This window comes from Citrobacter sp. Cpo040, from assembly GCF_030332915.1.
In the GTDB taxonomy this organism is placed as follows: domain Bacteria; phylum Pseudomonadota; class Gammaproteobacteria; order Enterobacterales; family Enterobacteriaceae; genus Citrobacter; species Citrobacter portucalensis.
The window spans coordinates 170,171-194,099 of record NZ_JAOWGX010000033.1 but is presented as its reverse complement, the minus strand read 5'-3'; the positions used below and the strand labels follow the sequence as shown (position 1 = coordinate 194,099).

Genomic DNA, 23,929 nt, shown 5'->3' with positions numbered 1-23,929 from the left:
CAGGCCGCGCGTTGCGGCCCATTATTGATCAGACCGCGGCGAGCATGCCGCCGTCCACAAACAGAAGATGCCCATTCACAAAGTCAGAGGCGGGCGCGGCAAGATAAACCGCCGCGCCGATAAGCTCTTCCGGGTTACCCCAGCGAGCGGCGGGCGTGCGCTGGAACAGCCAGGCGGAGAATGCTTCATCGTTGACCAGCGCGGTGGTCATGTCGGTGGCGAAATAGCCGGGAGCAATGCCGTTGACCTGAATATTGTATTCCGCCAGTTCCACGCACATGCCACGGGTTAACATTTTGACCGCGCCTTTTGACGCCGCGTATGGAGTAATGGTTTTACGACCTAATTCGCTTTGCATTGAGCAGATATTAATAATCTTCCCGCGGCGGCGTTGCACCATGTAGCGGGAAACCTGCTGCGACACCAGAAAGACCGATTTCTGGTTTACATCAATCACTTTGTCCCATTCAGCCTCCGGGAATTCGGTGAAGGGATAACGACGCTGAATTCCGGCGTTGTTAATTAAAATATCAATGGCCCCAACTTCCTTTTCAATTTGCGCGATGGCGCGCGCCACCTCTTCCCCGTTGGTGACATCAAAACCATAACCAACGGCGCGATAGCCTTCGGCAACCAGTTTGTCCGCCGCCGCCTGAGCGCGCTGCTGGGTAATATCGTTAATCACAATCTCAGCACCGTGCGCCGCCAGACCGTTGGCCAGCAGGTTACCAATGCCCTGAGCGGAACCGGTAATCAGCGCGCGTTTGCCGGTCAAGTCGAATAGGTTTTTCATAAAAAAACTCCTTTTTTAATAACTGTTACGCGTAACTGTATACGCGTAACAGTAGAAAAAAGAAGATCCAGGAAGAGGAAAATGATCGTTATGTGATCAGCATTACATTTACGTGCAAGATGAAAAAAAGAGGGATTGGCCTGATAAGCGTAACGCGATCAGGCCGTAAAGACAGGTTGCCGGATGGCGGCGTAAACGCCTTATCCGGCCTACAAAAACGACAAAAGCGAATACGAAATGTCGTCCGGTCGAGCACTGCAACGCCGGGACTGCACCGGACTAAACATCCTTCACCCGCCCGGTCATCCATAGCGTCACCACCGAAATCACCGCAACTACCCAATAGACGGCATAGTGACCGTAGCTTTGCGCAACAGCCCCCTGAATCACCCCTGCCAGAATGACTCCCGTTGAAATACTGTTGGTAAATAATGTGGTCGCTGACCCCGCACGTCCGGGCATCAGATCCTGAAACCACAGCATGCCTATCCCGGCGATAATACCGATAAATACCGCGTTAAACAGTTGCAGCACCAGCAGCGCCGTACGGCTGTGAAAGAAGATCAAACCAAGATAAAACAGCACGCCTGCTGCTACGGCCGCGATCATCATTCGCCGTTTGCCAAAGCGTTTCACGTAATAGCCCGCCAGAATCATCGCCGGAATTTCCAGCCCAGCCGCCGTCCCCATCAGGATCCCGGCCAGCTTGTCCGGCAAGCCCAGTTCGAGGCTTATCCACAGCGGCATATCGATGATGTACATGGTGTTGCAGGTCCACATCAGCGTGGAGGCAATAAACAACATACGCACATTTTTGTCCTGCCAACCGCCGGTCTGTTCCAGCGGCACGTCTACAGGCTGCTCCACCCGAGCAACTGACGGCAGTATCAGCGCAATCAGCACCAGGCTAATGGCAAAAATCCCTGCGGCAATGGAAAACATCGCCGTAAAGCCGTAATTCAGCGCCAGCATAAAAGCCAGCGGTGGGCCAACTACCCAAGCCAGTGAAAGCTGCGCACGCATCACCGAGCTAAACATCACCACTTCACGCGCGGAGTTATCAGCATATTCCCGCGCCAGCGCAAACAGCTGCGGCATGGCGGTGTTCGCCAGCGAGGCCAGCAGCACACCGCAGGTGATCAGCGTAAGATAGTGACGATTAAAGGCAAACAGCAACGCATTGCCAATTGCCATCAGGCAGCAGAACATGATCAACTTACGTCGATCGCCCTGGCTGTCAGATCGTTTCGCGAGGCCAAGGCTGACAATGATCCCAACAATCGCATTGACGGTGTAAAATAGCCCGACCCAAAATGGCTGCGCCCCGACTTCACGGCTCAGGAACAGACTCAGCGTGGGTGCCTGCAATGCCCCCGCTACGCCCATCATAAAAGCGACCAGCATAAATGCCGCGTAAACGCCGTTTAGGCGCCGTCCCATGGTCATAATCCAGAGCATTGTTATCCCTATTGGCTGGGCTGATACGAAAAAAGCCAGCAGAAAAAATCTGCTGGCGGGTGATTTTACACCAATACTCAGTCACACATGATGTCTGCAATTCCCAATTCAGGAGTCAGATGTCATCTCCCACTGCATCAGCTCTTCGAGCATCTTTAAGCGCTGCGGTGCGCTCAGGCAAGCCAACCAGGACGATTTTTCTGTCGCGGTAAAGTACTTCAACCAGAACTGACGCATAGATGACCCCTTCGTTGTCTCATCGCTTCATCGGAATCTATTATTGGCTTAATATAGGGATTATAAAATTGCTGAGTTTTCCGCAGGAGTTCCCCTTTTATGTCTTCTGGTCGTTTGCAACAACAGTTCATCCGTCTGTGGCAATGCTGTGACGGCAAGACGCAAGACACGACGCTCAACGAGCTGGCGGATCTGCTGAGCTGCTCGCGCCGCCATATGCGTACGCTGCTTAATACCATGCAGGATCGTGGCTGGTTAACGTGGGAAGCTGAAGTTGGACGAGGTAAACGCTCGCGACTGACATTCCTCTATACCGGGCTGGCGCTCCAGCAGCAGCGCGCGGAAGACCTACTGGAACAGGATCGCATCGATCAACTAGTGCAGCTTGTCGGTGACAAAACGGCCGTACGGCAAATGCTGGTCTCCCATCTGGGTCGCAGCTTTCGCCAGGGTCGGCATATCATGCGCGTTCTCTATTATCGCCCCATGCACAACCTGCTCCCCGGCACGGCATTACGCCGCTCCGAAACCCATATCGCCCGCCAAATCTTCAGTGCCTTAATTCGGGTAAATGAGGAAAATGGGGAACTGGAAGCGGACATTGCTCATCACTGGCAGCAAATTTCACCTTTGCATTGGCGGTTCTTCCTGCGCCCGGGGATCCATTTTCATCATGGCCGCGAGCTGGAAATGGAAGATGTTATCGCCTCGCTGAGGCGCATTAACGCCCTGCCGCTGTACTCACACATCACGCAGATCGTCTCTCCCACGGCCTGGACGCTGGATATCCATCTGGCCCAGCCAGATCGCTGGCTTCCCTGGCTATTGGGGCAGGTCCCCGCCATGATCCTGCCGCGAGAATGGGAAACGCTAAACAACTTCTCCAGTCACCCGATTGGTACCGGTCCGTATGCGGTAATGCGCAACACCAATAACCAACTGAAAATTCATGCATTTGATGATTACTTTGGCTACCGGGCCTTGATCGACGAAGTTAACGTTTGGGTATTACCCGATATCGGAGAAGAGCCTGGCGGCGGGTTGACGCTAAAAGGCCCCACAGAGGATGAAAAGGCGATCGAAAGCCGCCTCGAAGAAGGCTGCTACTACCTGCTGTTTGATGCGCGTAGCCACCGTGGCGCTAATCAGGAGGTTCGCGAGTGGGCAAGCCGCGTTCTCTCGCCAACAAATTTAATCTGCCACGCCGATGAACAGTACCAGCGGTTGTGGTTTCCCGCCTACGGTTTGCTTCCCCGCTGGCATCACGCCAAACCAGGCCATGGTGAAAAACCCGCCGGGTTGGAAACGCTGACAATCACCTACTATCGCGATCATATCGAACACCGGATTATCGCGCAGATCATGAAAACGTTGCTGGCGCAGCATCAGGTACAGTTGAATATTCAGGAGATCGACTACGATCAGTGGCATGCAGGTGAAATCGTCAGCGATATCTGGCTCAACAGCGCCAACTTTACCCTCCCGCTGGACTTCTCACTGTTCGCCCATTTGTGCGAAGTCCCTTTGCTGCAAAACTGTATCTCGCGTGACTGGGAAAACGATGCGGCTCGCTGGCGAACGGGCGAAATGAGCCTGGCGGCATGGTGCCAACAACTGCTCGCCACAAAGGCCATTGTGCCGTTGATCCACCACTGGCTGATCATTCAGGGACAGCGAAGCATGCGCGGGCTGCGCATGAATACCCTCGGCTGGTTTGATTTTAAATCGGCATGGTTTGCGCCGCCGGATCCTTAATTGCTGCTGAGCAACAAAATCATTACACTAACGCCGTTCTCAACGGGGTGCTAAATAAAAAACATACACAAGATCATTCATGATGCATCAAGGCGGCAAGCGAGTGAGTCCCCAGGAGCATAGATAACTATGTGACTGGGGTGAGCGAGCGCTGCCAACACAGAGGCAGCGTGAATGATGAAGTGTATGGGCTGAGAGATACCCGTCGAACCTGATCCGGATAATGCCGGCGAAGGGATTTGAGGCTTATCTCAAGTCCTTTGCCACCCAACTCTTGAGGTGCAAAGTGTTTAAAAAATGTCTTCCGCTTTTACTGCTGTGCGCAGCGCCTGCCTTCGCTAAACCTGTACTGACCGTCTATACCTACGACTCGTTCGCCGCTGACTGGGGCCCGGGCCCGACAATCAAAAAAGCTTTTGAAGCTGACTGCAACTGCGAGCTAAAGCTGGTGGCGCTGGAAGATGGCGTCTCGCTGCTTAACCGCCTGCGCATGGAAGGAAAAAACAGCAAAGCCGACGTCGTGCTGGGTCTGGATAACAACCTGCTGGAAGCCGCCACACAAACCAAACTGTTTGCCAAAAGCGGTGTTCCAAGTGACGCCGTTAACGTACCCGGCGGCTGGAAAAATGACACCTTTGTTCCGTTTGATTACGGCTACTTCGCTTTTGTCTATGATAAAAACAAGCTGAAAAATCCGCCCAAAAGCCTGAAAGAACTGGTAGAGAGCGACCAAAAATGGCGCGTCATTTATCAGGATCCGCGCACCAGCACGCCGGGATTGGGTCTGTTGCTATGGATGCAGAAAGTCTATGGCGATAAAGCGCCAGAGGCATGGCAGAAACTGGCTGCCAAAACCGTCACCGTCACCAAGGGCTGGAGCGAAGCCTACGGCCTGTTCCTGAAAGGTGAAAGCGATCTGGTGCTCAGCTACACCACCTCTCCGGCCTATCACATCATCGCCGATAAAAAAGACAACTACGCCGCGGCCAACTTTAGCGAAGGCCACTATTTACAGGTGGAAGTCGCCGCCCGTACCGCAGCCAGCAAGCAGCCGGAACTGGCCGAGAAATTCCTGAAGTTTATGGTATCCCCGGCATTCCAGAATGCGATTCCGACCGGCAACTGGATGTATCCCGTGACGCAAGTCGCCCTACCGCCAGGATTCGAGCAACTGAATAAACCGGCCACCCCGCTGGAATTTACGCCGCAGCAGGTTGCGGCTCAACGTCAGGCATGGATTAGCGAATGGCAACGCGCCGTCAGCCGTTAATCCCCGGCTGGCTGGTTCCAGGGCTTACCGCCGCCACGCTGATGGTGGCCGTTGCCCTGGCCGCATTTCTGGCTCTGTGGTTTAACGCCCCGCAGGGAGAATGGCTCTCGCTGTGGCAAGATGACTACCTGTGGCACGTGGTGCGCTTTTCTTTCTGGCAGGCTTTTTTATCCGCTGTGCTGTCGGTTGTCCCGGCGATTTTCCTTGCCAGAGCGCTCTATCGTCGTCGTTTTCCAGGACGTCTGGCGCTGCTGCGTCTGTGCGCAATGACGTTAATCCTGCCAGTGCTGGTCGCGGTATTCGGTATTCTTAGCGTCTACGGCCGCCTGGGTTGGCTGGCCTCGCTCTGGCATATATTCGGGCTGGAGTGGACGTTTTCGCCATATGGTTTGCAGGGCATTCTGCTGGCGCATGTCTTTTTCAATCTGCCGATGGCCAGCCGCCTGCTGTTACAGTCGCTGGAGAATATTCCCGGCGAACAGCGGCAGTTAGCCGCTCAGTTGGGTATGCGTGGCTGGCATTTCTTCCGTTTTGTTGAATGGCCGTGGCTGCGTCGTCAGATCCTGCCCGTCGCGGCACTCATCTTTATGTTGTGCTTCGCCAGCTTCGCCACCGTTCTGTCGCTGGGCGGCGGGCCACAGGCCACCACCATCGAACTGGCTATCTATCAGGCGCTGAATTTTGATTACGATCCTGCCCGCGCAGCCATGCTGGCGTTGATCCAGATGGTTTGTTGTTTGGCGCTGGTGCTCCTCAGTCAACGTCTGAGCCGGGCGATTGCTCCCGGTGCTACCCTGGTACAAGGCTGGCGCGATCCCGACGATCGCCTGCACAGCCGACTGGCTGACGCAATCCTGATTATTCTTGCCCTGTTGCTGTTATTGCCGCCGTTGCTGGCGGTGATTGTCGATGGCTTAAACCGCCAGGTTCTGGATGTACTGATGCAGCCGGTTCTGTGGCAGGCGCTGGGAACCTCGCTGCGCATCGCATTAGCAGCAGGAGCGTTATGCGTCGTAATCACCATGATGCTGTTATGGAGCAGTCGTGAACTCCGTGCCCGACAGCAGCTGCTGGCAGGTCAGATGCTGGAGTTGAGCGGCATGATGATCCTCGCCATGCCGGGCATCGTGTTAGCTACCGGCTTCTTTCTGCTGCTCAATAACACCACTGGTCTTCCTGAATCTGCCGACAGCATTGTCATTTTTACCAATGCGCTGATGGCGATCCCTTATGCACTGAAGGTACTGGAAAACCCAATGCGTGACGTCACTGCGCGCTACAGTATGTTGTGCCAGTCGTTGGGCATTGAGGGATGGTCGCGCCTGAAAGTGGTTGAACTGCGCGCCCTGAAGCGCCCGCTGGCGCAGGCGATGGCGTTTGCCTGCGTCCTGTCGATTGGCGATTTTGGTGTAGTGGCGTTATTTGGTAATGAGGATTTCCGTACCCTGCCGTTTTATTTATATCAGCAGATTGGCTCTTATCGCAGTCAGGATGGCGCAGTTACGGCGTTATTACTGCTGATCCTATGCTTTACGCTGTTTACCGTTATTGAGAAATTGCCGGGTCAAAATGTTAAAACTGATTGATATCACATGGCTTTATCACCATTTGCCCATGCGCTTTACCCTGTCGGTCGCGCGCGGTGAGCAAATAGCTGTACTCGGGCCCAGCGGCGCCGGGAAAAGTACGCTGCTGAATCTGATTGCCGGCTTTCTCACGCCTGCCAGCGGTACCATGATGATTGATGGTGAAGATCACACCACCACGCCGCCCTCACGCCGTCCTGTTTCCATGCTGTTTCAGGAAAACAACCTGTTCAGCCATCTGAGCGTACAGCAAAACATCGGCCTGGGCCTGAATCCGGGATTGAAGCTGAACACATCGCAGCGGGAGAAAATGCACCACATCGCTCAACAAATGGGACTCGACTCTCTGCTGGAACGCCTCCCCGGCGAACTTTCCGGCGGGCAGCGACAGCGCGTGGCGCTGGCGCGTTGTCTGGTGCGGGAACAACCTATTTTACTGCTTGATGAACCGTTCTCAGCGCTCGATCCCGCGCTGCGCCAGGAGATGCTAACGCTGGTCGCCGAAGTCTGTCGCGAGAAGCAGCTGACCTTACTGATGGTTTCTCACGGCGTAGAAGATGCGGCGCGAATTGCGTCCCGCTCGATTGTGGTCGCCGATGGGCGCATCGCGTGGCAGGGCAAAACGGACGATCTGTTAAGCGGCAACGCCAGCGCCTCGGCGCTATTGGGCATTAAAGCATAATGCGTTGCCGGATGACGGCGTGAACGCCTTATCCGGCCTGCAGGTCGCACATTTTGTAGGCCGGATAAGGCAAAGCCGCCATCCGGCAAAGGAATCGCTAGTAACCCACAACTTTGCGCAGAATATCGATATACACCGGCATCAGTGGGTGACGCAATAACGCCACCAGCGCGACCACGCCGATCCCGAGCGTCAACGGTGCCAGATACAGCAAACGGCTGCGGGGGAAATACGTCGTTAAGCGATCAACAGCCGCTTTGCCACTGCGCCACAGCCGCCAACAAAACCAGCCGCCCACCCAGAGCAACACCGCCGTCGCCAGCAGCAACCATTTAAAATCCCCGCTCTGCATATCAGAAGGAATATCAATTGCCGCTCCCGCCAGGATCCCCGGCAGGAAGTAGAACGGCGGCCACAGCACGCAGCCTATAATATTCGGGACGATAAATTTAGCGACAGGCAGATCCAGCATGCCTGCTACCATCGGCACCAGCGGGCGCGTCGGTCCGACAAAACGCCCCACCAGAATAGTAAACATGCTGTGCTGATGCAGGGCATGCTCGGTTTTATCCAGCAACGCCTTGTTCTTTTTCATGAACGACCAACGGTGCAATGGCTTTTTAAAGCGCCAGCCCAACCAGAAGGAGATCCAGTCCCCCAACAGGCAGCCGACAATGCCCGCAAGCCAGGCATGCCAGAAGTTCAGTTCGCCGCTGCCAATCAGCGCGCCCAACCCCGCCATCATCACGGTCCCGGGCAGAATCAGACCAACCAGCGCCAGCGACTCCAAAAAAGCCACCAGAAGTACGGCGATCAGAGAGTACAGGGCGGACTGGAGAATAAAGTGTTCCAGCAATGCTTGCATAATGTGTCCGTCAAATTTACGAAGCAGGGATTTTGATAACCCCTCTCAACTTCGTCAAGCCATCAATTGTCTGAATAGATTGCGAGTTATGACAACTTTCAGGATACATCATTCACTTTTTATTCACATCCTGCACGAAACTCGCTCGGACTGGCACCGGTACATTTTTTGAAAACACGAGAGAAATAGAGCTGGTCGTCAAAGCCAACATTGCGACCTACGGTGGCGATAGGCATACGTGTGGTACTCAGCAGCAGCTTCGCCTGGCTGATGCGCTGGTCCTCGCGCCAGCTTAATACACTGATACCCAACTGCTGACGGAACAGATGCGACAAACGGGAAGGCGACAGGCAGACATGCTGTGCGACGCTGGCGATATCAAAATTGCTGTCCGCCAGGTGATCGCTGATGTACTGGCAGGCATCGCGAACGCGGTTGTCCATGGGCGGGTGTAGCGATTCATTGATGGCTTCCATACGTCGGAGCAACAACTGCTCCAGTAAATTAATCGCCAGCAGTTCAGAATAACGACCTTCTCCCTGCCCGGCGTTAATTATTTGCCCAAACAGCTCGTTAAAATGCGGCTGATGTGCTTCATCCGGGCGGAAAAAACCGGTCTGGCCAAAAATGGCCGGCCAGGTCAGCCACTCCTGCCAGTAGGCGCGCGGGCGAAAGTAAACCCACTGGTGATACCACTCGCTGGCATCAGGATGGCGCCCGTAGTGGTGAATTTCTCCGGGTGGAAACAACAGAATATCGCCAGGCCGGCAGACAAACTGCTTGCCCTGATTATTGATAACCCCTTCGCCACGGATGGTGAGATTGAGGATATAACCCTTCATACCCAGCGGCCTGTCGATAAAAAAATCCAGGTATCCGTTCGCCTCAATGGGGGTTAATCCGGCCACCAAATGCGCGTTAAACGAATAACCTGGCAACAGGGGATCGTTTTGCGTTTCAGCCATAATTTCAATACTCCCTATGTCCTGCCAAGAAACAATTTGTCCATATTACGCCAGACATCATCGCTGTCGCCCCTGCGGGCCGCTGTATTTGCGGCAATGGACCACCAACCCCGCTTGTGAAAAGCTCTTTGTAAAAAACATGTACTACGCCAACGTCAAAATCGGCTAACAAAAGTGTCTATAACTACGGCAGAAATGTCCACATTGATTATTTGCACAGCGTCACACTTTGTGATGTCACAGCATTTTAGTCCATAAGATTAGCGGATCCTGCCTGACGGTTTTTATCGCTACTCACTACTGTTTATCCATACCCGTATTTTTGGATGGAGTAAGACGATGGCGATTGCAATTGGCCTCGATTTTGGTAGTGATTCAGTACGCGCTTTGGCGGTGGAATGTGCCACCGGCGAAGAGATCGCCACCAGCGTTGAGTGGTACCCACGTTGGCAGGAAGGGCAGTATTGCGATGGCCCAAACAACCAGTTTCGCCATCATCCGCGCGACTACATTGAGTCCATGGAAGCGGCGCTGAAAACCGTCCTGGCCGAGCTGAGCGCAGAACAACGCGCGGAAGTAGTCGGGATTGGCGTTGACAGTACCGGCTCAACCCCGGCACCCATCGATGCAGACGGTAATGTACTGGCGCTGCGTCCGGAGTTCGCGGAAAACCCGAATGCGATGTTCGTCCTGTGGAAAGATCACACCTCAGTAGAAGAAGCCGAAGAAATCACCCGCCTGTGCCATACACCGGGCAAGATCGATTACTCCCGCTATATTGGCGGCATTTATTCCAGCGAATGGTTCTGGGCCAAAATCCTGCATGTAACTCGTCAGGACCACGCAGTTGCCGAAGCTGCGGTTTCGTGGATTGAGCTATGCGACTGGGTTCCAGCCCTGCTCTCCAACACCGTACGCCCGCAGGATATTCGTCGCGGTCGCTGCAGCGCCGGGCATAAATCCCTGTGGCATGAAAGCTGGGGGGGTCTGCCGCCAGCCAGTTTCTTTGACGAACTCGACCCCATCCTCAACCGCCATCTGCAATACCCAATGTTTACCGATACCTTCACCGCGGATCTGCCGGTTGGCACCCTGTGCGCCGAGTGGGCACAGCGTCTGGGGCTACCGGAGAGTGTGGTGATTGCAGGCGGTGCTTTTGACTGCCATATGGGCGCGGTCGGCGCAGGTGCACAGCCTAACACGCTGGTGAAAGTCATCGGCACGTCTACCTGCGACATTCTGATTGCCGACAAGCAAAGCGTTGGCGAGCGTGCGGTGAAAGGCATTTGCGGCCAGGTTGATGGCAGCGTGGTACCTAATTTTATTGGCCTCGAAGCTGGTCAGTCTGCATTCGGCGATATCTATGCCTGGTTTAGCCGCGTGCTGAGCTGGCCGCTGGAACAGCTTGCCGCACAGCATCCGGAACTGCAGACCCAGATTAAAGCCAGTCAAAAACAGCTGCTGCCTGCACTCACCGAAGCCTGGGCGAAAAATCCATCACTGGAGCATCTGCCGGTGGTGCTCGACTGGTTCAACGGTCGCCGTACGCCCAATGCCAACCAGCGTCTGAAAGGCGTCATTACCGATTTGAATCTGGCAACCGACGCACCAGCGCTGTTCGGTGGTCTGATTGCCGCCACCGCCTTTGGCGCGCGCGCCATCATGGAATGCTTCACCGAACAAGGCATTGCGGTTAACAACGTGATGGCGCTTGGCGGTATCGCGCGCAAGAACCCGGTCATCATGCAGGCCTGCTGTGACGTGCTGAACCGTCCGCTACAGATTGTCGCTTCAGACCAGTGCTGCGCACTCGGTGCAGCTATCTTCGCCGCCGTTGCCGCGAAAGTACACGCCGATATCCCTGCCGCTCAGCAGCAGATGGCAAGCGCCGTGGAAAACACGCTGCAACCTCGCCCAGAGCAGGCTCAACGTTTTGAACAGCTTTACCGCCGCTATCAGCAGTGGGCAGTAAGCGCTGAACAGCAATACCTTCCGACTGCCGCTCCGGCGCAACAAGCCCCGGTAGACCTGGCAACCCTGACACATTAAGGACACGACAATGACGATTTTTGATAACTATGAAGTGTGGTTTGTGATTGGTAGCCAGCATCTGTATGGCCCTGAAACCCTGCGTCAGGTAACCCAACATGCCGAGCACGTCGTTAACGCACTGAATACTGAAGCCAAACTGCCCTGCAAGCTGGTATTAAAACCGCTGGGCACTTCACCTGACGAGATTACCGCTATCTGTCGTGACGCGAATTACGACGATCGCTGTGCAGGGATGGTGGTCTGGCTGCATACCTTCTCCCCGGCCAAAATGTGGATTAACGGCCTGACTATTCTCAACAAGCCGCTGATGCAGTTCCACACCCAGTTCAATGCCGCCCTGCCGTGGGACAGCATTGATATGGACTTTATGAACCTGAACCAGACTGCGCACGGCGGTCGTGAGTTCGGCTTCATCGGCGCGCGTATGCGTCAGCAGCATGCCGTGGTCACCGGTCACTGGCAGGATAAACAAGCGCACGAACGCATTGGCTCCTGGATGCGCCAGGCCGTGTCCAAACAAGATACCCGCCACCTCAAAGTCTGCCGTTTTGGCGACAACATGCGTGAAGTTGCGGTCACCGATGGCGATAAAGTCGCTGCGCAGATCAAGTTCGGCTTCTCGGTAAACACCTGGGCCGTGGGCGATCTGGTGCAGGTAGTGAACGCAATTAGCGACGGCGAAATCAACGCGCTAATCGATGAGTACGAAAGCACCTACACCATGACGGCGGCGACGCAAGTCCACGGCGAAAAACGTCAGAACGTTCTGGAAGCGGCCCGTATTGAACTGGGGATGAAACGCTTCCTGGAACAGGGCGGATTCCACGCCTTCACCACCACATTTGAAGATTTACACGGCCTGAAACAGCTCCCGGGTCTGGCCGTACAGCGTCTGATGCAGCAAGGCTACGGCTTTGCGGGCGAAGGCGACTGGAAAACCGCCGCTCTGCTTCGCATCATGAAGGTGATGTCAACCGGTCTGCAGGGCGGCACCTCATTTATGGAGGATTACACCTACCACTTCGAGAAAGGCAACGATCTGGTGCTCGGCTCGCACATGCTGGAAGTGTGCCCGTCCATCGCGGTGGAAGAGAAACCGATCCTCGACGTACAGCACCTCGGCATTGGTGGTAAAGACGATCCCGCCCGTCTGATCTTCAACACCAAAACCGGCCCGGCAGTGGTTGCCAGCCTGATCGATCTCGGCGATCGCTATCGTCTGCTGGTTAACTGCATCGACACAGTGCAAACGCCGCACGACCTGCCGAAACTGCCGGTGGCTAACGCATTGTGGAAAGCCCAGCCAGATCTGCCAACCGCTTCTGAAGCCTGGATCCTTGCCGGTGGCGCGCACCACACCGTCTTCAGCCACGCGCTGGATCTGAACGACATGCGTCAGTTCGCTGAAATGCACGATATCGAGATCGCGGTGATCGATAACGATACCCGCCTGCCGGCCTTTAAGGACGCGCTGCGCTGGAACGAAGTGTATTACGGGTTCAAACGTTAATTGGTGAAACGGATTGCCCGGTGGCATTTCATTTACCGGGCCTACAAATTACGTAGGCCGGATAAGCGAAGCGCCATCCGGCATTCAGGAGTTAACATGCTAGAAGATCTTAAACGTCAGGTACTGGAAGCGAATCTGGCGCTGCCAAAGCACAACCTGGTGACGCTGACCTGGGGAAACGTTAGCGCCGTCGATCGCGAGCGCGGCGTGTTTGTGATTAAACCTTCGGGAGTCGATTACAGCGTAATGACCGCCGACGATATGGTGGTAGTCAGTATCGCCACGGGGGAAGTCGTTGAAGGCACGAAAAAGCCCTCCTCAGATACCCCAACACACCGTTTGTTATATCAGGCATTCCCGACCATTGGCGGCATTGTTCACACCCATTCGCGTCATGCAACCATCTGGGCGCAGGCGGGTCAGTCGATTCCGGCAACGGGGACCACCCATGCGGACTATTTCTACGGTTCGATTCCCTGCACACGCAAAATGACCGACGAAGAAATCAATGGCGAATATGAATGGGAAACCGGTAACGTAATCGTTGAAACCTTTGAAAAACAAGGTATTGATGCCGCACAGATGCCTGGCGTGCTGGTGCACTCTCACGGTCCATTTGCCTGGGGAAAAAATGCCGAAGATGCGGTGCATAACGCCATCGTGCTGGAAGAAGTCGCCTATATGGGGATTTTCTGCCGCCAGCTCGCGCCGCAATTACCGGATATGCAGCAAACCCTGCTAGATAAACACTACCTGCGCAAACACGGTGCTAAAGCGTATTACGGACAGTAACCTCTTTTGAGCATGACAACTGTATAAAATCACAGCTAATCTATCAGAACCAGGCTATAATAATGCCTGGTTTTTTGACGGATACGCAGCGTGGCGCAAGCAGGTTTTATTTTAACCCGGCACTGGCGGGACACCCCGCAGGGAACTGAGGTCTCATTCTGGCTGGCTACAGACGATGGGCCGCTGCAGGTCACGCTCGCGCCTCAGGAGTCGGTCGCGTTTATTCCCACCAGTCAGGTTCCTCGCGTAATGTCATTATTACGCACTGAAAACGGCTATCGCCTGAAATCGCTGCAATTGCAAGACTTCCACCGCCAGCCTGTTTCCGGACTGTATTGCCGCTCACATCGCCAGCTCATGCGATTGGAAAAACTGCTGCGCGAAAACGCAGTCACCGTCTATGAGGGCGACGTACGCCCACCTGAGCGGTATCTGATGGAGCGCTTTATCACCTCCCCTGTTTGGGTCGAAGGCGACAGACATAATGACATGCTGGTGAATGCCCGCCTGAAGCCGAACCCTGACTATCGACCACCGCTAAAATGGGTATCGCTGGATATTGAAACCACGCGCCACGGCGAACTCTATTGCATCGGTCTTGAAGGCTGTGGGCAGCGTATTGTCTACATGCTCGGCCCGCCAAACGGCGACGCCTCTACGCTTGATTTTGAACTTGAGTACGTAGCAAGCCGCCCGCAGTTGCTGGAAAAACTCAATGACTGGGTTGCCCGTCACGATCCTGATGTGATAATCGGCTGGAACGTCGTGCAATTCGATTTACGCGTCCTGCAAAAGCACGCCGAACGTTACCGCATTCCCCTGCGTTTTGGTCGTGATAATAGCGAACTGGAGTGGCGCGAGCATGGCTTCAAAAACGGCGTGTTCTTCGCGCAGGCCAAAGGTCGTCTGATCATTGACGGCATTGAAGCACTCAAATCCGCATTCTGGAATTTCTCGTCATTCTCGCTGGAAACGGTGTCACAGGAGCTGCTGGGCGAAGGGAAGTCGATTGATAATCCGTGGGACAGAATGGATGAAATCGACCGTCGATTTGCCCAGGATAAGCCCGCGCTTGCCACCTACAATCTCAAAGACTGTGAGTTGGTCACGCGCATTTTTCACAAAACCGAGATCATGCCATTTCTGCTGGAACGATCGACGGTCAACGGTCTGCCGGTCGACCGGCACGGTGGTTCAGTTGCCGCCTTCGGACATCTCTACCTGCCACGAATGCACCGGGCGGGTTATGTGGCGCCGAATCTCGGTGAAGTCCCCGCGCACGCCAGTCCCGGCGGCTATGTGATGGACTCGCGCCCAGGCTTATACGACTCCGTACTGGTGCTGGATTACAAAAGCCTGTACCCCTCAATAATTCGTACTTTTTTAATCGATCCGGTGGGGCTTATCGAAGGGATGGCGCAGCCGGATCCGGAACACAGCACCGAAGGTTTCCTTGACGCCTGGTTTTCACGCGAAAAGCACTGCCTGCCGGAAATCGTTACTCAGATCTGGCACGGGCGCGAAGAAGCAAAACGCCGCGGCAATAAGCCACTCTCGCAGGCGTTGAAAATCATCATGAACGCATTTTACGGCGTGCTGGGCACCACCGCCTGTCGCTTTTTCGACCCGAGACTGGCCTCGTCCATTACCATGCGCGGCCATGCGATCATGCGCCAGACCAAAGCGTTAATTGAGGCTCAGGGTTACGATGTCATTTATGGCGATACCGATTCCACCTTTGTCTGGCTGAAAAAGGCGCACTCAGAAGACGATGCAGCCCGAATTGGTCGGGAACTGGTGAGCTATGTCAACACCTGGTGGGCGCAATCGCTGAAGCAACAAAATCTGACCAGCGCGCTGGAGCTGGAATTTGAAACCCATTTTTGTCGCTTTCTGATGCCGACCATTCGCGGTGCAGATACCGGCAGTAAAAAACGCTATGCGGGGATGATTCAGGACGGTGCAGAGCAACGTATGGTGTTTAAGGGACTGGAAACGGTACGAACCGACTGGACGCCGCTGGCCCAACAGTTTCAGCAGGAGCTATACCTGCGAATTTTTCGTAACGAACCTTATCAGGAGTTTGTTCGTGAGACTATTGACCGTCTGATGGCCGGTGAAATGGATGAACAACTGGTGTACCGCAAGCGCCTGCGCCGCCCGTTAAGTGAATACCAGCGAAATGTTCCACCACACGTTCGTGCCGCGCGACTCGCCGATGAGCAGAATGTAAAGCTGGGGCGTCCGCCACAGTATCAGAATCGCGGAACCATAAAATATGTCTGGACGGTCAATGGCCCAGAACCTGTTGATTATCAGCTATCTGTGCTCGATTACGAGCATTATCTGACCCGCCAGATCCAACCTGTTGCCGAGGGAATTCTTCCCTTTATTGACGATAATTTTGCTACACTACTCACAGGACAACTGGGGTTATTTTGACGCGTGACGAAACCGCCGCCATCCAGTACCATAGCGCCCTTTCCATTCCTGGACCCATTTAACACCACTACCACTGATTTATTAGCCTGGTAGCGGGGTCGTATGCTCTCAATAACGGGGATTAGCCCGGAAAATGACGAGTATTGCCTGCAATTAAAGATATAGAGCCGAACATATATGCCTTTTACACTTGGTCAACGCTGGATCAGCGATACAGAAAGCGAATTGGGACTTGGTACTGTTGTCGCCATGGATGCGCGAACCGTCACTTTACTTTTCTCATCGACGGGCGAAAACCGTCTGTATGCGCGCAGTGATTCCCCCGTGACCCGCGTGATGTTCAATCCTGGCGATACGATAACAAGCCATGAAGGCTGGCAACTGCATGTCGATGAAGTAAAAGAAGAAAACGGCCTTCTTGCCTATATCGGAACCCGCCTGGATACCGAAGAAACCGGTGTCATGCTGCGTGAAGTACTGCTCGACAGCAAACTGGTATTCAGCAAACCACAAGATCGCCTGTTTGCCGGCCAGATTGACCGCATGGATCGCTTTGCTCTGCGCTATCGCGCCCGTAAATTTCAGAGTGAACAATACCGTATGCCGTGGAGTGGGTTGCGTGGTCAACGTACCAGCCTGATTCCTCACCAGCTGAACATTGCCCATGATGTTGGCCGTCGTCATGCTCCTCGCGTTTTACTGGCAGACGAAGTGGGTTTAGGTAAAACCATTGAAGCCGGGATGATCCTGCATCAGCAACTGCTGTCCGGCGCCGCAGAGCGCGTGCTGATCATCGTCCCTGAGACATTACAGCACCAGTGGCTGGTCGAAATGCTGCGCCGCTTCAACCTGCGTTTTGCACTGTTTGATGATGAGCGTTATGCAGAAGCGCAGCACGACGCCTACAACCCGTTTGAAACGGAACAACTGGTCATCTGCTCGCTGGACTTTGCCCGTCGTAATAAACAACGTCTGGAGCACCTGTGTGACGCCGAGTGGGATCTGCTGATTGTCGATGAAGCCCATCACCTGGTGTGGAGCGAAGACGCGCCCAGCCGCGAATATATGGCCATTGAACAACTGGCAGAACGTGTGCCGGGCATCCTGCTGCTAACCGCTACACCGGAGCAACTGGGCATGGAAAGTCACTTTGCACGCCTGCGCCTGCTGGACCCGAGCCGTTTCCACGATTTCGCCCAGTTTGTTGAAGAGCAAAAAAATTATCGTCCGGTCGCCGACGCCGTCGCCATGCTGCTGGCAGGCAACAAGCTGAGTAACAATGAGCTGAACATGTTAGGCGACATGATTGGCGAGCAGGACATTGAGCCGCTATTGCAGGCGGCAAACAGCGACAGCGAAGACGCACAGAGCGCGCGTCAGGAGCTGGTTTCGATGCTGATGGACCGCCATGGCACCAGCCGTGTGCTGTTCCGTAACACCCGTAACGGTGTAAAAGGCTTCCCGAAACGCGAGCTGCATACCATCAAGCTGCCGCTGCCGACCCAATACCAGACGGCGATTAAAGTCTCCGGCATTATGGGCGCGCGTAAAAGTGCGGAAGACCGGGCGCGCGACATGCTCTACCCGGAACAGATTTATCAGGAATTCGAAGGCGACACCGGCACCTGGTGGAACTTTGACCCGCGCGTGGAATGGCTGATGGGCTACCTGACCAGCCACCGCTCGCAAAAAGTGCTGGTTATCTGCGCGAAAGCCACTACCGCGCTTCAGCTGGAACAGGTTCTGCGCGAACGCGAAGGTATCCGCGCTGCCGTATTCCATGAAGGGATGTCGATCATTGAACGTGACCGCGCCGCGGCCTGGTTTAGCGAAGAAGATAGCGGTGCCCAGGTAATGCTGTGCTCTGAAATCGGCTCCGAAGGGCGTAACTTCCAGTTCGCCAGCAATCTGGTGATGTTTGACCTGCCGTTCAACCCGGATCTGCTGGAACAGCGTATTGGCCGTCTTGACCGTATTGGTCAGGCGCATGATATTCAGATTCACGTTCCGTACCTGGAAAAAACCGCGCAATCCGTGCTGGTGCGCTGGTACCACGAAGGTCTGGACGCGTTCGAACACACCTGCCCGACCGGCCGTACCATCTATGACACGGTCTATAACAATCTGATCGGCTACCTGGCTGAACCAGAAAATACCGAGGGCTTTGACGATCTGATCAAAACCTGCCGCGAACAGCATGACGCGCTGAAAGCACAGCTGGAGCAAGGTCGCGATCGCCTGCTGGAGATCCACTCTAACGGCGGCGAAAAAGCACTGGCGTTGGCTGAAAGTATTGAAGAACAGGACGACGATACCAGCCTGATCGCCTTCGCCATGAACCTGTTTGATATCGTCGGTATTAATCAGGATGACCGTGGCGACAATTTGATCGTACTGACGCCGTCCGATCATATGCTGGTGCCGGATTTCCCTGGGCTGCCGGAAGATGGCTGCACCATTACGTTCGAGCGCGATGTCGCCCTGTCGCGTGAAGATGCCCAGTTTATTACCTGGGAGCATCCGCTGATCCGCAATGGTCTGGATCTGATCCTCTCCGGCGACACCGGAAGCAGCACTATTTCGTTGTTGAAAAACAAAGCATTACCTGTTGGTACACTGCTGGTTGAGCTGGTCTATGTTGTTGAAGCGCAAGCGCCGAAACAACTGCAGCTAAACCGCTTCCTGCCACCAACGCCGGTACGCATGCTGCTGGATAAAAACGGCAATAACCTTGCTGCACAGGTTGAGTTCGAAACCTTTAACCGTCAGCTCAGCGCCGTTAACCGCCACACCGGCAGCAAACTGGTCAACGCCGTGCAGCAGGATGTTCATGCCATTCTGCAACTCGGTGAAGCGCAGGTGGAAAAATCAGCCCGCGCGCTGATCGACGCAGCGCGTAAAGAAGCTGACGAGAAGCTGACGGCAGAACTTTCCCGTCTCGAAGCGCTGCGTGCCGTTAACCCGAACATCCGTGATGACGAACTTAGCGCAATTGAAAGCAACCGTCAGCAGGTGATGGAAAGCCTGGATCAGGCGGGCTGGCGTCTCGATGCCCTGCGCCTGATCGTCGTGACGCATCAGTAACGGAGCCATACATGGGGATGGAAAACTACAATCCGCCGCAGGAACCCTGGCTGGTCATCCTGTATCAGGATGACCACATTATGGTGGTCAACAAGCCGAGCGGCTTGTTGTCTGTGCCAGGTCGTCTGGATGAGCACAAAGACAGCGTGATGACGCGTATTCAGCGCGATTATCCGCAGGCTGAATCCGTGCATCGTCTGGATATGGCAACCAGCGGCGTGATTGTAGTCGCGCTAACCAAAGCGGCAGAGCGCGAGCTAAAACGCCAGTTTCGCGAGCGCGAACCGAAAAAACAGTATGTCGCACGCGTCTGGGGGCATCCTGCTCCGGCCGAGGGTCTGGTTGATTTACCGCTGATTTGCGACTGGCCAAACAGGCCAAAGCAAAAAGTATGTTATGAGACCGGGAAATCGGCGCAGACCGAGTATGAAGTTGTGGAGTTCGCGGCGGATAACACCGCCCGGGTAGTGCTCAAGCCCATTACCGGACGCTCCCACCAGCTGCGTGTGCATATGCTGGCTTTAGGGCATCCTATCCTGGGCGACCGCTTCTATGCTCCGCCGGAAGCTCTGGCGTTAGCGCCACGCCTGTTGCTGCATGCAGAGATGTTAACCATCACGCATCCCGAATACGGCAACAGTATGACGTTTAAAGTCCCGGCGGATTTTTAAATTCTGAGCCAATTTATGCCGGGGGCGCTTCGCTTGCCCGGCCTACATTCATTAACGTAGGCCGGATAAGGCGCTAGCCGCATCCGGCAATTCAATCACTTGAATCCTTTTTGATCCTTAATCAGCTCGTAAGCTTTTTGGATTTCCTGCGCTTTTTGCTTCGCCATTTCCATCATCTCTGGCGGCAGACCTTTCGCAACCAGTTTGTCCGGATGGTGCTCGCTCATCAGCTTACGGTAAGCGCGCTTGATGGTGGTCGCATCGTCGGTCGTTTTCACACCCAGCACATTACAGGCGTCTTCCAGCGTCGGGCCGCGTTGCGCCTGCTGCCAGCCACCGCCGCCAGACTGCTGCTGATATCCGCCGCCAAACTGTGCGCCGCCCTGCATCATGCGCAGGAACTGATCAAATTGGGTGCGTGAGATCCCCAACTCTTCAGCAATCACATACAGCACTTCACGTTCGTTAGGATGCAACGACCCATCGGCAAATGCCGCCTGGATCTGAATCTCCAGAAACATGCGGATCAGATCGAATCGACCAAAACAGACGCTGCGAAACTGACGCATCTTTTCACGTAATGGGTAATTATCCGATTTTCCTACCCGGAAGGCATGTTGTGCAGCCGTTCGCGAGTCACCGTGCAAATTCATCCGATCCATCAACTGGCTGGCGATATGTATATCGGCTTCCGTGACGCGACCTTTGGATTTGGTCAGATGTCCCATAACCTCAAAAGTGGTGGCAAAAAACAGCGCCTGGCGTTCACGTTGGTTGGCAAACCACGCCATTTTGCGCATGCGGGCTTTGTCGAACATGTGGCCAACTAACAGCCCCAGAACCACACCCCAGAAGCCGCCGCCCATCATTAAGGCCACGGCTACACCAATTATCTTTCCCCAATACTGCATAGACTCCCCAAATCTTTCCGCTCTCAGCCAGGCTATGTCCCACAATATAAGGTGCTTTTACCGATTTACGGCTGCGGTCAATTGTGGGACATCGCCTATAATTTGCATTATCATACCTGTCATTCAATGCCGTGCCTAACACCACAAACGCTATACCCGTTGGATTTCGAGTTGCAGCAAGGCGGCAACGTAGTGAGTCCCCTGGAGCTTACCCATGTAAGTGACTGGGGTTAACGAGGAAGACAACGAAGATGCAGCTTGAAAGGTGGCGGGTATAAAATGGGCAGGATTAATACTAGCGAAGTGAAGATGAGATAAGTTAGGCTGTGACCGTTTGTCACGCGCGACGCTACTGATGATGGAACAATAAATACAACGTATGAAAAAACGTATTCCCACTCTTCTGGCCACCATGATTGCCAGCGCCCTCTATAGCCATCAGGGCCTGGCAGCCGATCTCGCCTCACAGTGTATGCTGGGCGTGCCGAGCTATGACCGTCCTCTGGTACAGGGCGAGACTAATGAGTTACCCGTCACCATCAATGCCGACAACGCAAAAGGGAATTATCCCGATGACGCGGTGTTTACCGGCAACGTGGATATCGCACAGGGTAACAGCCGCCTGCAGGCCGACGAAGTACAGCTTCATCAGAAGCAGGCTGAAGGCCAGCCGGAGCCAATACGTACCGTCGATGCGTTGGGCAATGTCCATTATGACGACAATCAGGTTATTCTGAAGGGGCCGAAGGGCTGGTCCAATCTGAATACCAAAGATACCAACATCTGGGAAGGTGATTACCAGATGGTCGGCCGTCAGGGGCGCGGGAAAGCCGACCTGATGAAACAGCGTGGGGAAAACCGTTATACCATTCTGGAAAACGGTAGCTTTACCTCCTGTCTGCCAGGTTCAGATACCTGGAGCGTCGTCGGTAGCGAAGTTATCCACGACCGTGAAGAACAGGTCGCAGAGATCTGGAACGCCCGTTTTAAACTGGGTCCAGTTCCGGTCTTTTATAGTCCTTATTTACAGTTACCCGTCGGCGATAAGCGCCGTTCCGGTTTCCTGATCCCGAACGCAAAATATTCCACCAATAACTATTTTGAGTTCTACCTCCCGTATTACTGGAACATTGCGCCCAATATGGACGCCACCATCACGCCACATTATATGCACCGTCGTGGCGGGATCATGTGGGAGAACGAATTCCGCTACCTCACCCAGGCGGGTGCGGGCTTGATGGAGTTCGACTATCTGAATTCCGATAAAGTGTACGAGGACGAACATCCGAAGGATGACAATTCACGTCGCTGGCTGTTCTACTGGCAGCACTCTGGCGTAATGGACCAGGTGTGGCGTTTCAACGTCGACTACACCAAGGTCAGCGACACCAGCTACTTTAACGATTTCGATAATAAATACGGCTCCAGTACCGATGGCTACGCCACGCAGAAATTCAGCGTCGGCTACGCGGTACAAAACTTTGACGCTACGGTATCGACCAAGCAGTTCCAGGTTTTCGACGCACAAAACAGTAACAGCTACTCTGCGCAGCCGCAGTTAGACGTCAACTACTACCAAAACGACGTTGGTCCGTTTGATACCCGTATTTATGGCCAGGCGGTCCATTTCGTCAATACCAATGACAACATGCCGGAAGCAACGCGTGTTCACCTGGAACCAACGATCAATCTGCCGTTGTCGAATAACTGGGGCAGTATCAATACCGAAGCGAAGCTGCTGGCAACGCACTATCAGCAGACCAATCTGGATTGGTACAACAACAACCCGAGTAACGTTAACAAGCTCGACGAGTCAGCCAACCGCGTCATGCCGCAGTTTAAAGTTGACGGCAAAATGGTATTCGAGCGCGACATGCAAATGCTGGCACCGGGTTATACCCAGACGCTGGAGCCGCGCGCGCAGTACCTGTACGTCCCATATCGCGACCAAAGTCATATCTATAACTATGACTCATCCTTGCTGCAATCTGACTACAGCGGCCTCTTCCGTGACCGTACTTATGGCGGTCTGGACCGTATTGCTTCTGCCAACCAGGTGACGACCGGGGTCACATCTCGCGTTTATGATGACGCTGCCGTTGAACGTTTTAATATTTCTGTGGGTCAAATCTACTATTTCACCGAGTCTCGCACCGGCGATGACAACATTAAATGGGAGAATGACGACAAAACGGGTTCACTGGTATGGGCGGGCGACACCTACTGGCGTATCTCCGATCGCTGGGGTTTACGCAGTGGGATCCAGTACGACACGCGTCTGGATAGTATCGCCAACAGCAGCAGCAGTATCGAATACCGTCGCGATGAAAACCGGATTCTGCAGTTGAATTACCGTTACGCCAGCCCGGAATATATCCAGGCGACTCTACCGTCTTACTACTCTACGGCAGATCAGTATAAAAACGGGATTTCGCAGGTGGGCGCGGTGGCAAGCTTCCCAATTGCTGAGCGTTGGTCGATTGTTGGCGCTTACTACTTCGATACCAACGTGAACAAAGAAGCAGATTCAATGCTGGGCTTACAGTACAACTCCTGCTGTTACGCCATTCGCTTCGGCTACGAGCGTAAGCTGAACGGTTGGGATGACAAACAGCAACACGCGATTTATGACAACACGATCGGCTTTAATATCGAACTGCGCGGTCTGAGCTCCAACTACGGTCTCGGCACCAACCAAATGCTGCGTTCGAACATTTTGCCGTATCAAAGCTCTTTATGATCTGATTTATTGATACCCAATGGATTTCGAGCTGCATTGAGGCGGCAACTGAGAGAATCCCCAAGAGCTTACATAAGTAAGTGACTGGGGTGAGTGAAGGCAGCCAACAAAAATGC

Annotated in this window: 17 protein-coding genes; 11 read left to right on the top strand and 6 right to left on the bottom strand. The window is 54.3% G+C overall.

The annotated features are described in order from the left end of the window. Nucleotides 1–28 precede the first annotated feature (28 nt). The 3 genes from idnO to sgrT all read right to left on the bottom strand — a co-directional run bounded on the left by idnO (nt 29) and on the right by sgrT (nt 2,488). A complete protein-coding gene (gene idnO / locus OGX86_RS03945) occupies nt 29–793 on the bottom strand; it encodes a gluconate 5-dehydrogenase (protein ID WP_003829575.1) in 765 nt (254 codons plus the stop codon). A 279-nt stretch (nt 794–1,072) separates the two neighbouring features. Then, nucleotides 1,073–2,251 (bottom strand): sugar efflux transporter, encoded by a 1,179-nt coding sequence (locus OGX86_RS03940; RefSeq protein WP_213785979.1) that lies wholly within the window; start codon nt 2,249–2,251, stop codon nt 1,073–1,075. Nucleotides 2,252–2,359: 108 nt separating this feature from the next. Then, complete coding sequence (gene sgrT, locus OGX86_RS03935; protein WP_020996233.1) at nt 2,360–2,488, bottom strand: glucose uptake inhibitor SgrT; 129 nt, start codon at nt 2,486–2,488, stop codon at nt 2,360–2,362. A gap of 99 nt (nt 2,489–2,587) precedes the next feature. On the opposite strand from sgrT, the gene sgrR reads away from it, so the two are divergent. The 4 genes from sgrR to thiQ all read left to right on the top strand — a co-directional run bounded on the left by sgrR (nt 2,588) and on the right by thiQ (nt 7,781). After that, nucleotides 2,588–4,243, top strand: coding sequence for an HTH-type transcriptional regulator SgrR (gene sgrR / locus OGX86_RS03930; protein WP_048214950.1), 1,656 nt, complete (start codon nt 2,588–2,590; stop codon nt 4,241–4,243). A 286-nt stretch (nt 4,244–4,529) separates the two neighbouring features. Then, nucleotides 4,530–5,513 carry a thiamine ABC transporter substrate binding subunit gene (gene thiB, locus OGX86_RS03925; protein ID WP_048214951.1) on the top strand — a complete coding sequence of 328 codons (984 nt, stop codon included), beginning with the start codon at nt 4,530–4,532 and terminating at the stop codon, nt 5,511–5,513. After that, nucleotides 5,489–7,099 carry a thiamine/thiamine pyrophosphate ABC transporter permease ThiP gene (gene thiP / locus OGX86_RS03920; RefSeq protein WP_286639348.1) on the top strand — a complete coding sequence of 537 codons (1,611 nt, stop codon included), beginning with the start codon at nt 5,489–5,491 and terminating at the stop codon, nt 7,097–7,099. Before thiB ends, thiP begins: the two co-directional genes overlap by 25 nt. After that, on the top strand, nt 7,083–7,781 hold the full coding sequence (thiQ, locus tag OGX86_RS03915) for a thiamine ABC transporter ATP-binding protein ThiQ (RefSeq protein ID WP_286639346.1): 699 nt from the start codon (nt 7,083–7,085) through the stop codon (nt 7,779–7,781). The genes thiP and thiQ overlap by 17 nt, the downstream gene beginning before the upstream one ends. A gap of 97 nt (nt 7,782–7,878) precedes the next feature. Here the strand turns inward: thiQ and OGX86_RS03910 are convergent, their stop codons facing one another. Further along, the gene (locus OGX86_RS03910; RefSeq protein ID WP_060682760.1) at nt 7,879–8,646 is read right to left on the bottom strand and encodes a DedA family protein; all 768 of its coding nucleotides are present in this window, start codon (nt 8,644–8,646) and stop codon (nt 7,879–7,881) included. Nucleotides 8,647–8,765: 119 nt separating this feature from the next. After that, a complete protein-coding gene (araC, locus tag OGX86_RS03905) occupies nt 8,766–9,611 on the bottom strand; it encodes an arabinose operon transcriptional regulator AraC (RefSeq protein WP_003829586.1) in 846 nt (281 codons plus the stop codon). Nucleotides 9,612–9,950: 339 nt separating this feature from the next. Between araC and araB the strand changes: the two genes are divergently transcribed. The 6 genes from araB to rluA all read left to right on the top strand — a co-directional run bounded on the left by araB (nt 9,951) and on the right by rluA (nt 20,162). Beyond that, nucleotides 9,951–11,660, top strand: a complete 1,710-nt coding sequence (araB, locus tag OGX86_RS03900) for a ribulokinase (protein WP_234103122.1) — start codon at nt 9,951–9,953, stop codon at nt 11,658–11,660. A gap of 10 nt (nt 11,661–11,670) precedes the next feature. Beyond that, nucleotides 11,671–13,173 carry an L-arabinose isomerase gene (araA, locus tag OGX86_RS03895; RefSeq protein ID WP_123268692.1) on the top strand — a complete coding sequence of 501 codons (1,503 nt, stop codon included), beginning with the start codon at nt 11,671–11,673 and terminating at the stop codon, nt 13,171–13,173. A 96-nt stretch (nt 13,174–13,269) separates the two neighbouring features. After that, nucleotides 13,270–13,965 carry an L-ribulose-5-phosphate 4-epimerase gene (araD, locus tag OGX86_RS03890; RefSeq protein WP_048214955.1) on the top strand — a complete coding sequence of 232 codons (696 nt, stop codon included), beginning with the start codon at nt 13,270–13,272 and terminating at the stop codon, nt 13,963–13,965. A gap of 90 nt (nt 13,966–14,055) precedes the next feature. Continuing rightward, entirely contained in the window at nt 14,056–16,407 is a 2,352-nt protein-coding gene (gene polB, locus OGX86_RS03885) for a DNA polymerase II (RefSeq protein WP_286639343.1), read from the top strand. A 177-nt stretch (nt 16,408–16,584) separates the two neighbouring features. Next, the gene (gene rapA / locus OGX86_RS03880) at nt 16,585–19,491 is read left to right on the top strand and encodes an RNA polymerase-associated protein RapA (RefSeq protein WP_048236149.1); all 2,907 of its coding nucleotides are present in this window, start codon (nt 16,585–16,587) and stop codon (nt 19,489–19,491) included. A gap of 11 nt (nt 19,492–19,502) precedes the next feature. Then, a complete protein-coding gene (gene rluA, locus OGX86_RS03875; protein ID WP_008786174.1) occupies nt 19,503–20,162 on the top strand; it encodes a bifunctional tRNA pseudouridine(32) synthase/23S rRNA pseudouridine(746) synthase RluA in 660 nt (219 codons plus the stop codon). Nucleotides 20,163–20,257: 95 nt separating this feature from the next. On the opposite strand, the gene djlA is transcribed toward rluA, so the two are convergent. Next, on the bottom strand, nt 20,258–21,073 hold the full coding sequence (djlA, locus tag OGX86_RS03870) for a co-chaperone DjlA (RefSeq protein ID WP_008786173.1): 816 nt from the start codon (nt 21,071–21,073) through the stop codon (nt 20,258–20,260). A 379-nt stretch (nt 21,074–21,452) separates the two neighbouring features. On the opposite strand from djlA, the gene lptD reads away from it, so the two are divergent. Further along, complete coding sequence (gene lptD, locus OGX86_RS03865) at nt 21,453–23,813, top strand: LPS assembly protein LptD (protein WP_286639341.1); 2,361 nt, start codon at nt 21,453–21,455, stop codon at nt 23,811–23,813. The last annotated feature ends 116 nt before the right edge of the window (nt 23,814–23,929 follow it).

Excerpts from the sequence above, each read along its gene's own strand:
- idnO (WP_003829575.1), bottom strand. The coding sequence starts at position 793 with ATGAAAAACCTATTCGACTTGACCGGCAAACGCGCGCTGATTACCGGT.
- OGX86_RS03940 (WP_213785979.1), bottom strand. The coding sequence starts at position 2,251 with ATGCTCTGGATTATGACCATGGGACGGCGCCTAAACGGCGTTTACGCG.
- sgrT (WP_020996233.1), bottom strand. The coding sequence starts at position 2,488 with ATGCGTCAGTTCTGGTTGAAGTACTTTACCGCGACAGAAAAATCGTCC.
- sgrR (WP_048214950.1), top strand. The coding sequence starts at position 2,588 with ATGTCTTCTGGTCGTTTGCAACAACAGTTCATCCGTCTGTGGCAATGC.
- thiP (WP_286639348.1), top strand. The coding sequence starts at position 5,489 with ATGGCAACGCGCCGTCAGCCGTTAATCCCCGGCTGGCTGGTTCCAGGG.
- thiQ (WP_286639346.1), top strand. The coding sequence starts at position 7,083 with ATGTTAAAACTGATTGATATCACATGGCTTTATCACCATTTGCCCATG.
- OGX86_RS03910 (WP_060682760.1), bottom strand. The coding sequence starts at position 8,646 with ATGCAAGCATTGCTGGAACACTTTATTCTCCAGTCCGCCCTGTACTCT.
- araC (WP_003829586.1), bottom strand. The coding sequence starts at position 9,611 with ATGGCTGAAACGCAAAACGATCCCCTGTTGCCAGGTTATTCGTTTAAC.
- araB (WP_234103122.1), top strand. The coding sequence starts at position 9,951 with ATGGCGATTGCAATTGGCCTCGATTTTGGTAGTGATTCAGTACGCGCT.
- araA (WP_123268692.1), top strand. The coding sequence starts at position 11,671 with ATGACGATTTTTGATAACTATGAAGTGTGGTTTGTGATTGGTAGCCAG.
- araD (WP_048214955.1), top strand. The coding sequence starts at position 13,270 with ATGCTAGAAGATCTTAAACGTCAGGTACTGGAAGCGAATCTGGCGCTG.
- rapA (WP_048236149.1), top strand. The coding sequence starts at position 16,585 with ATGCCTTTTACACTTGGTCAACGCTGGATCAGCGATACAGAAAGCGAA.
- rluA (WP_008786174.1), top strand. The coding sequence starts at position 19,503 with ATGGGGATGGAAAACTACAATCCGCCGCAGGAACCCTGGCTGGTCATC.
- djlA (WP_008786173.1), bottom strand. The coding sequence starts at position 21,073 with ATGCAGTATTGGGGAAAGATAATTGGTGTAGCCGTGGCCTTAATGATG.
- lptD (WP_286639341.1), top strand. The coding sequence starts at position 21,453 with ATGAAAAAACGTATTCCCACTCTTCTGGCCACCATGATTGCCAGCGCC.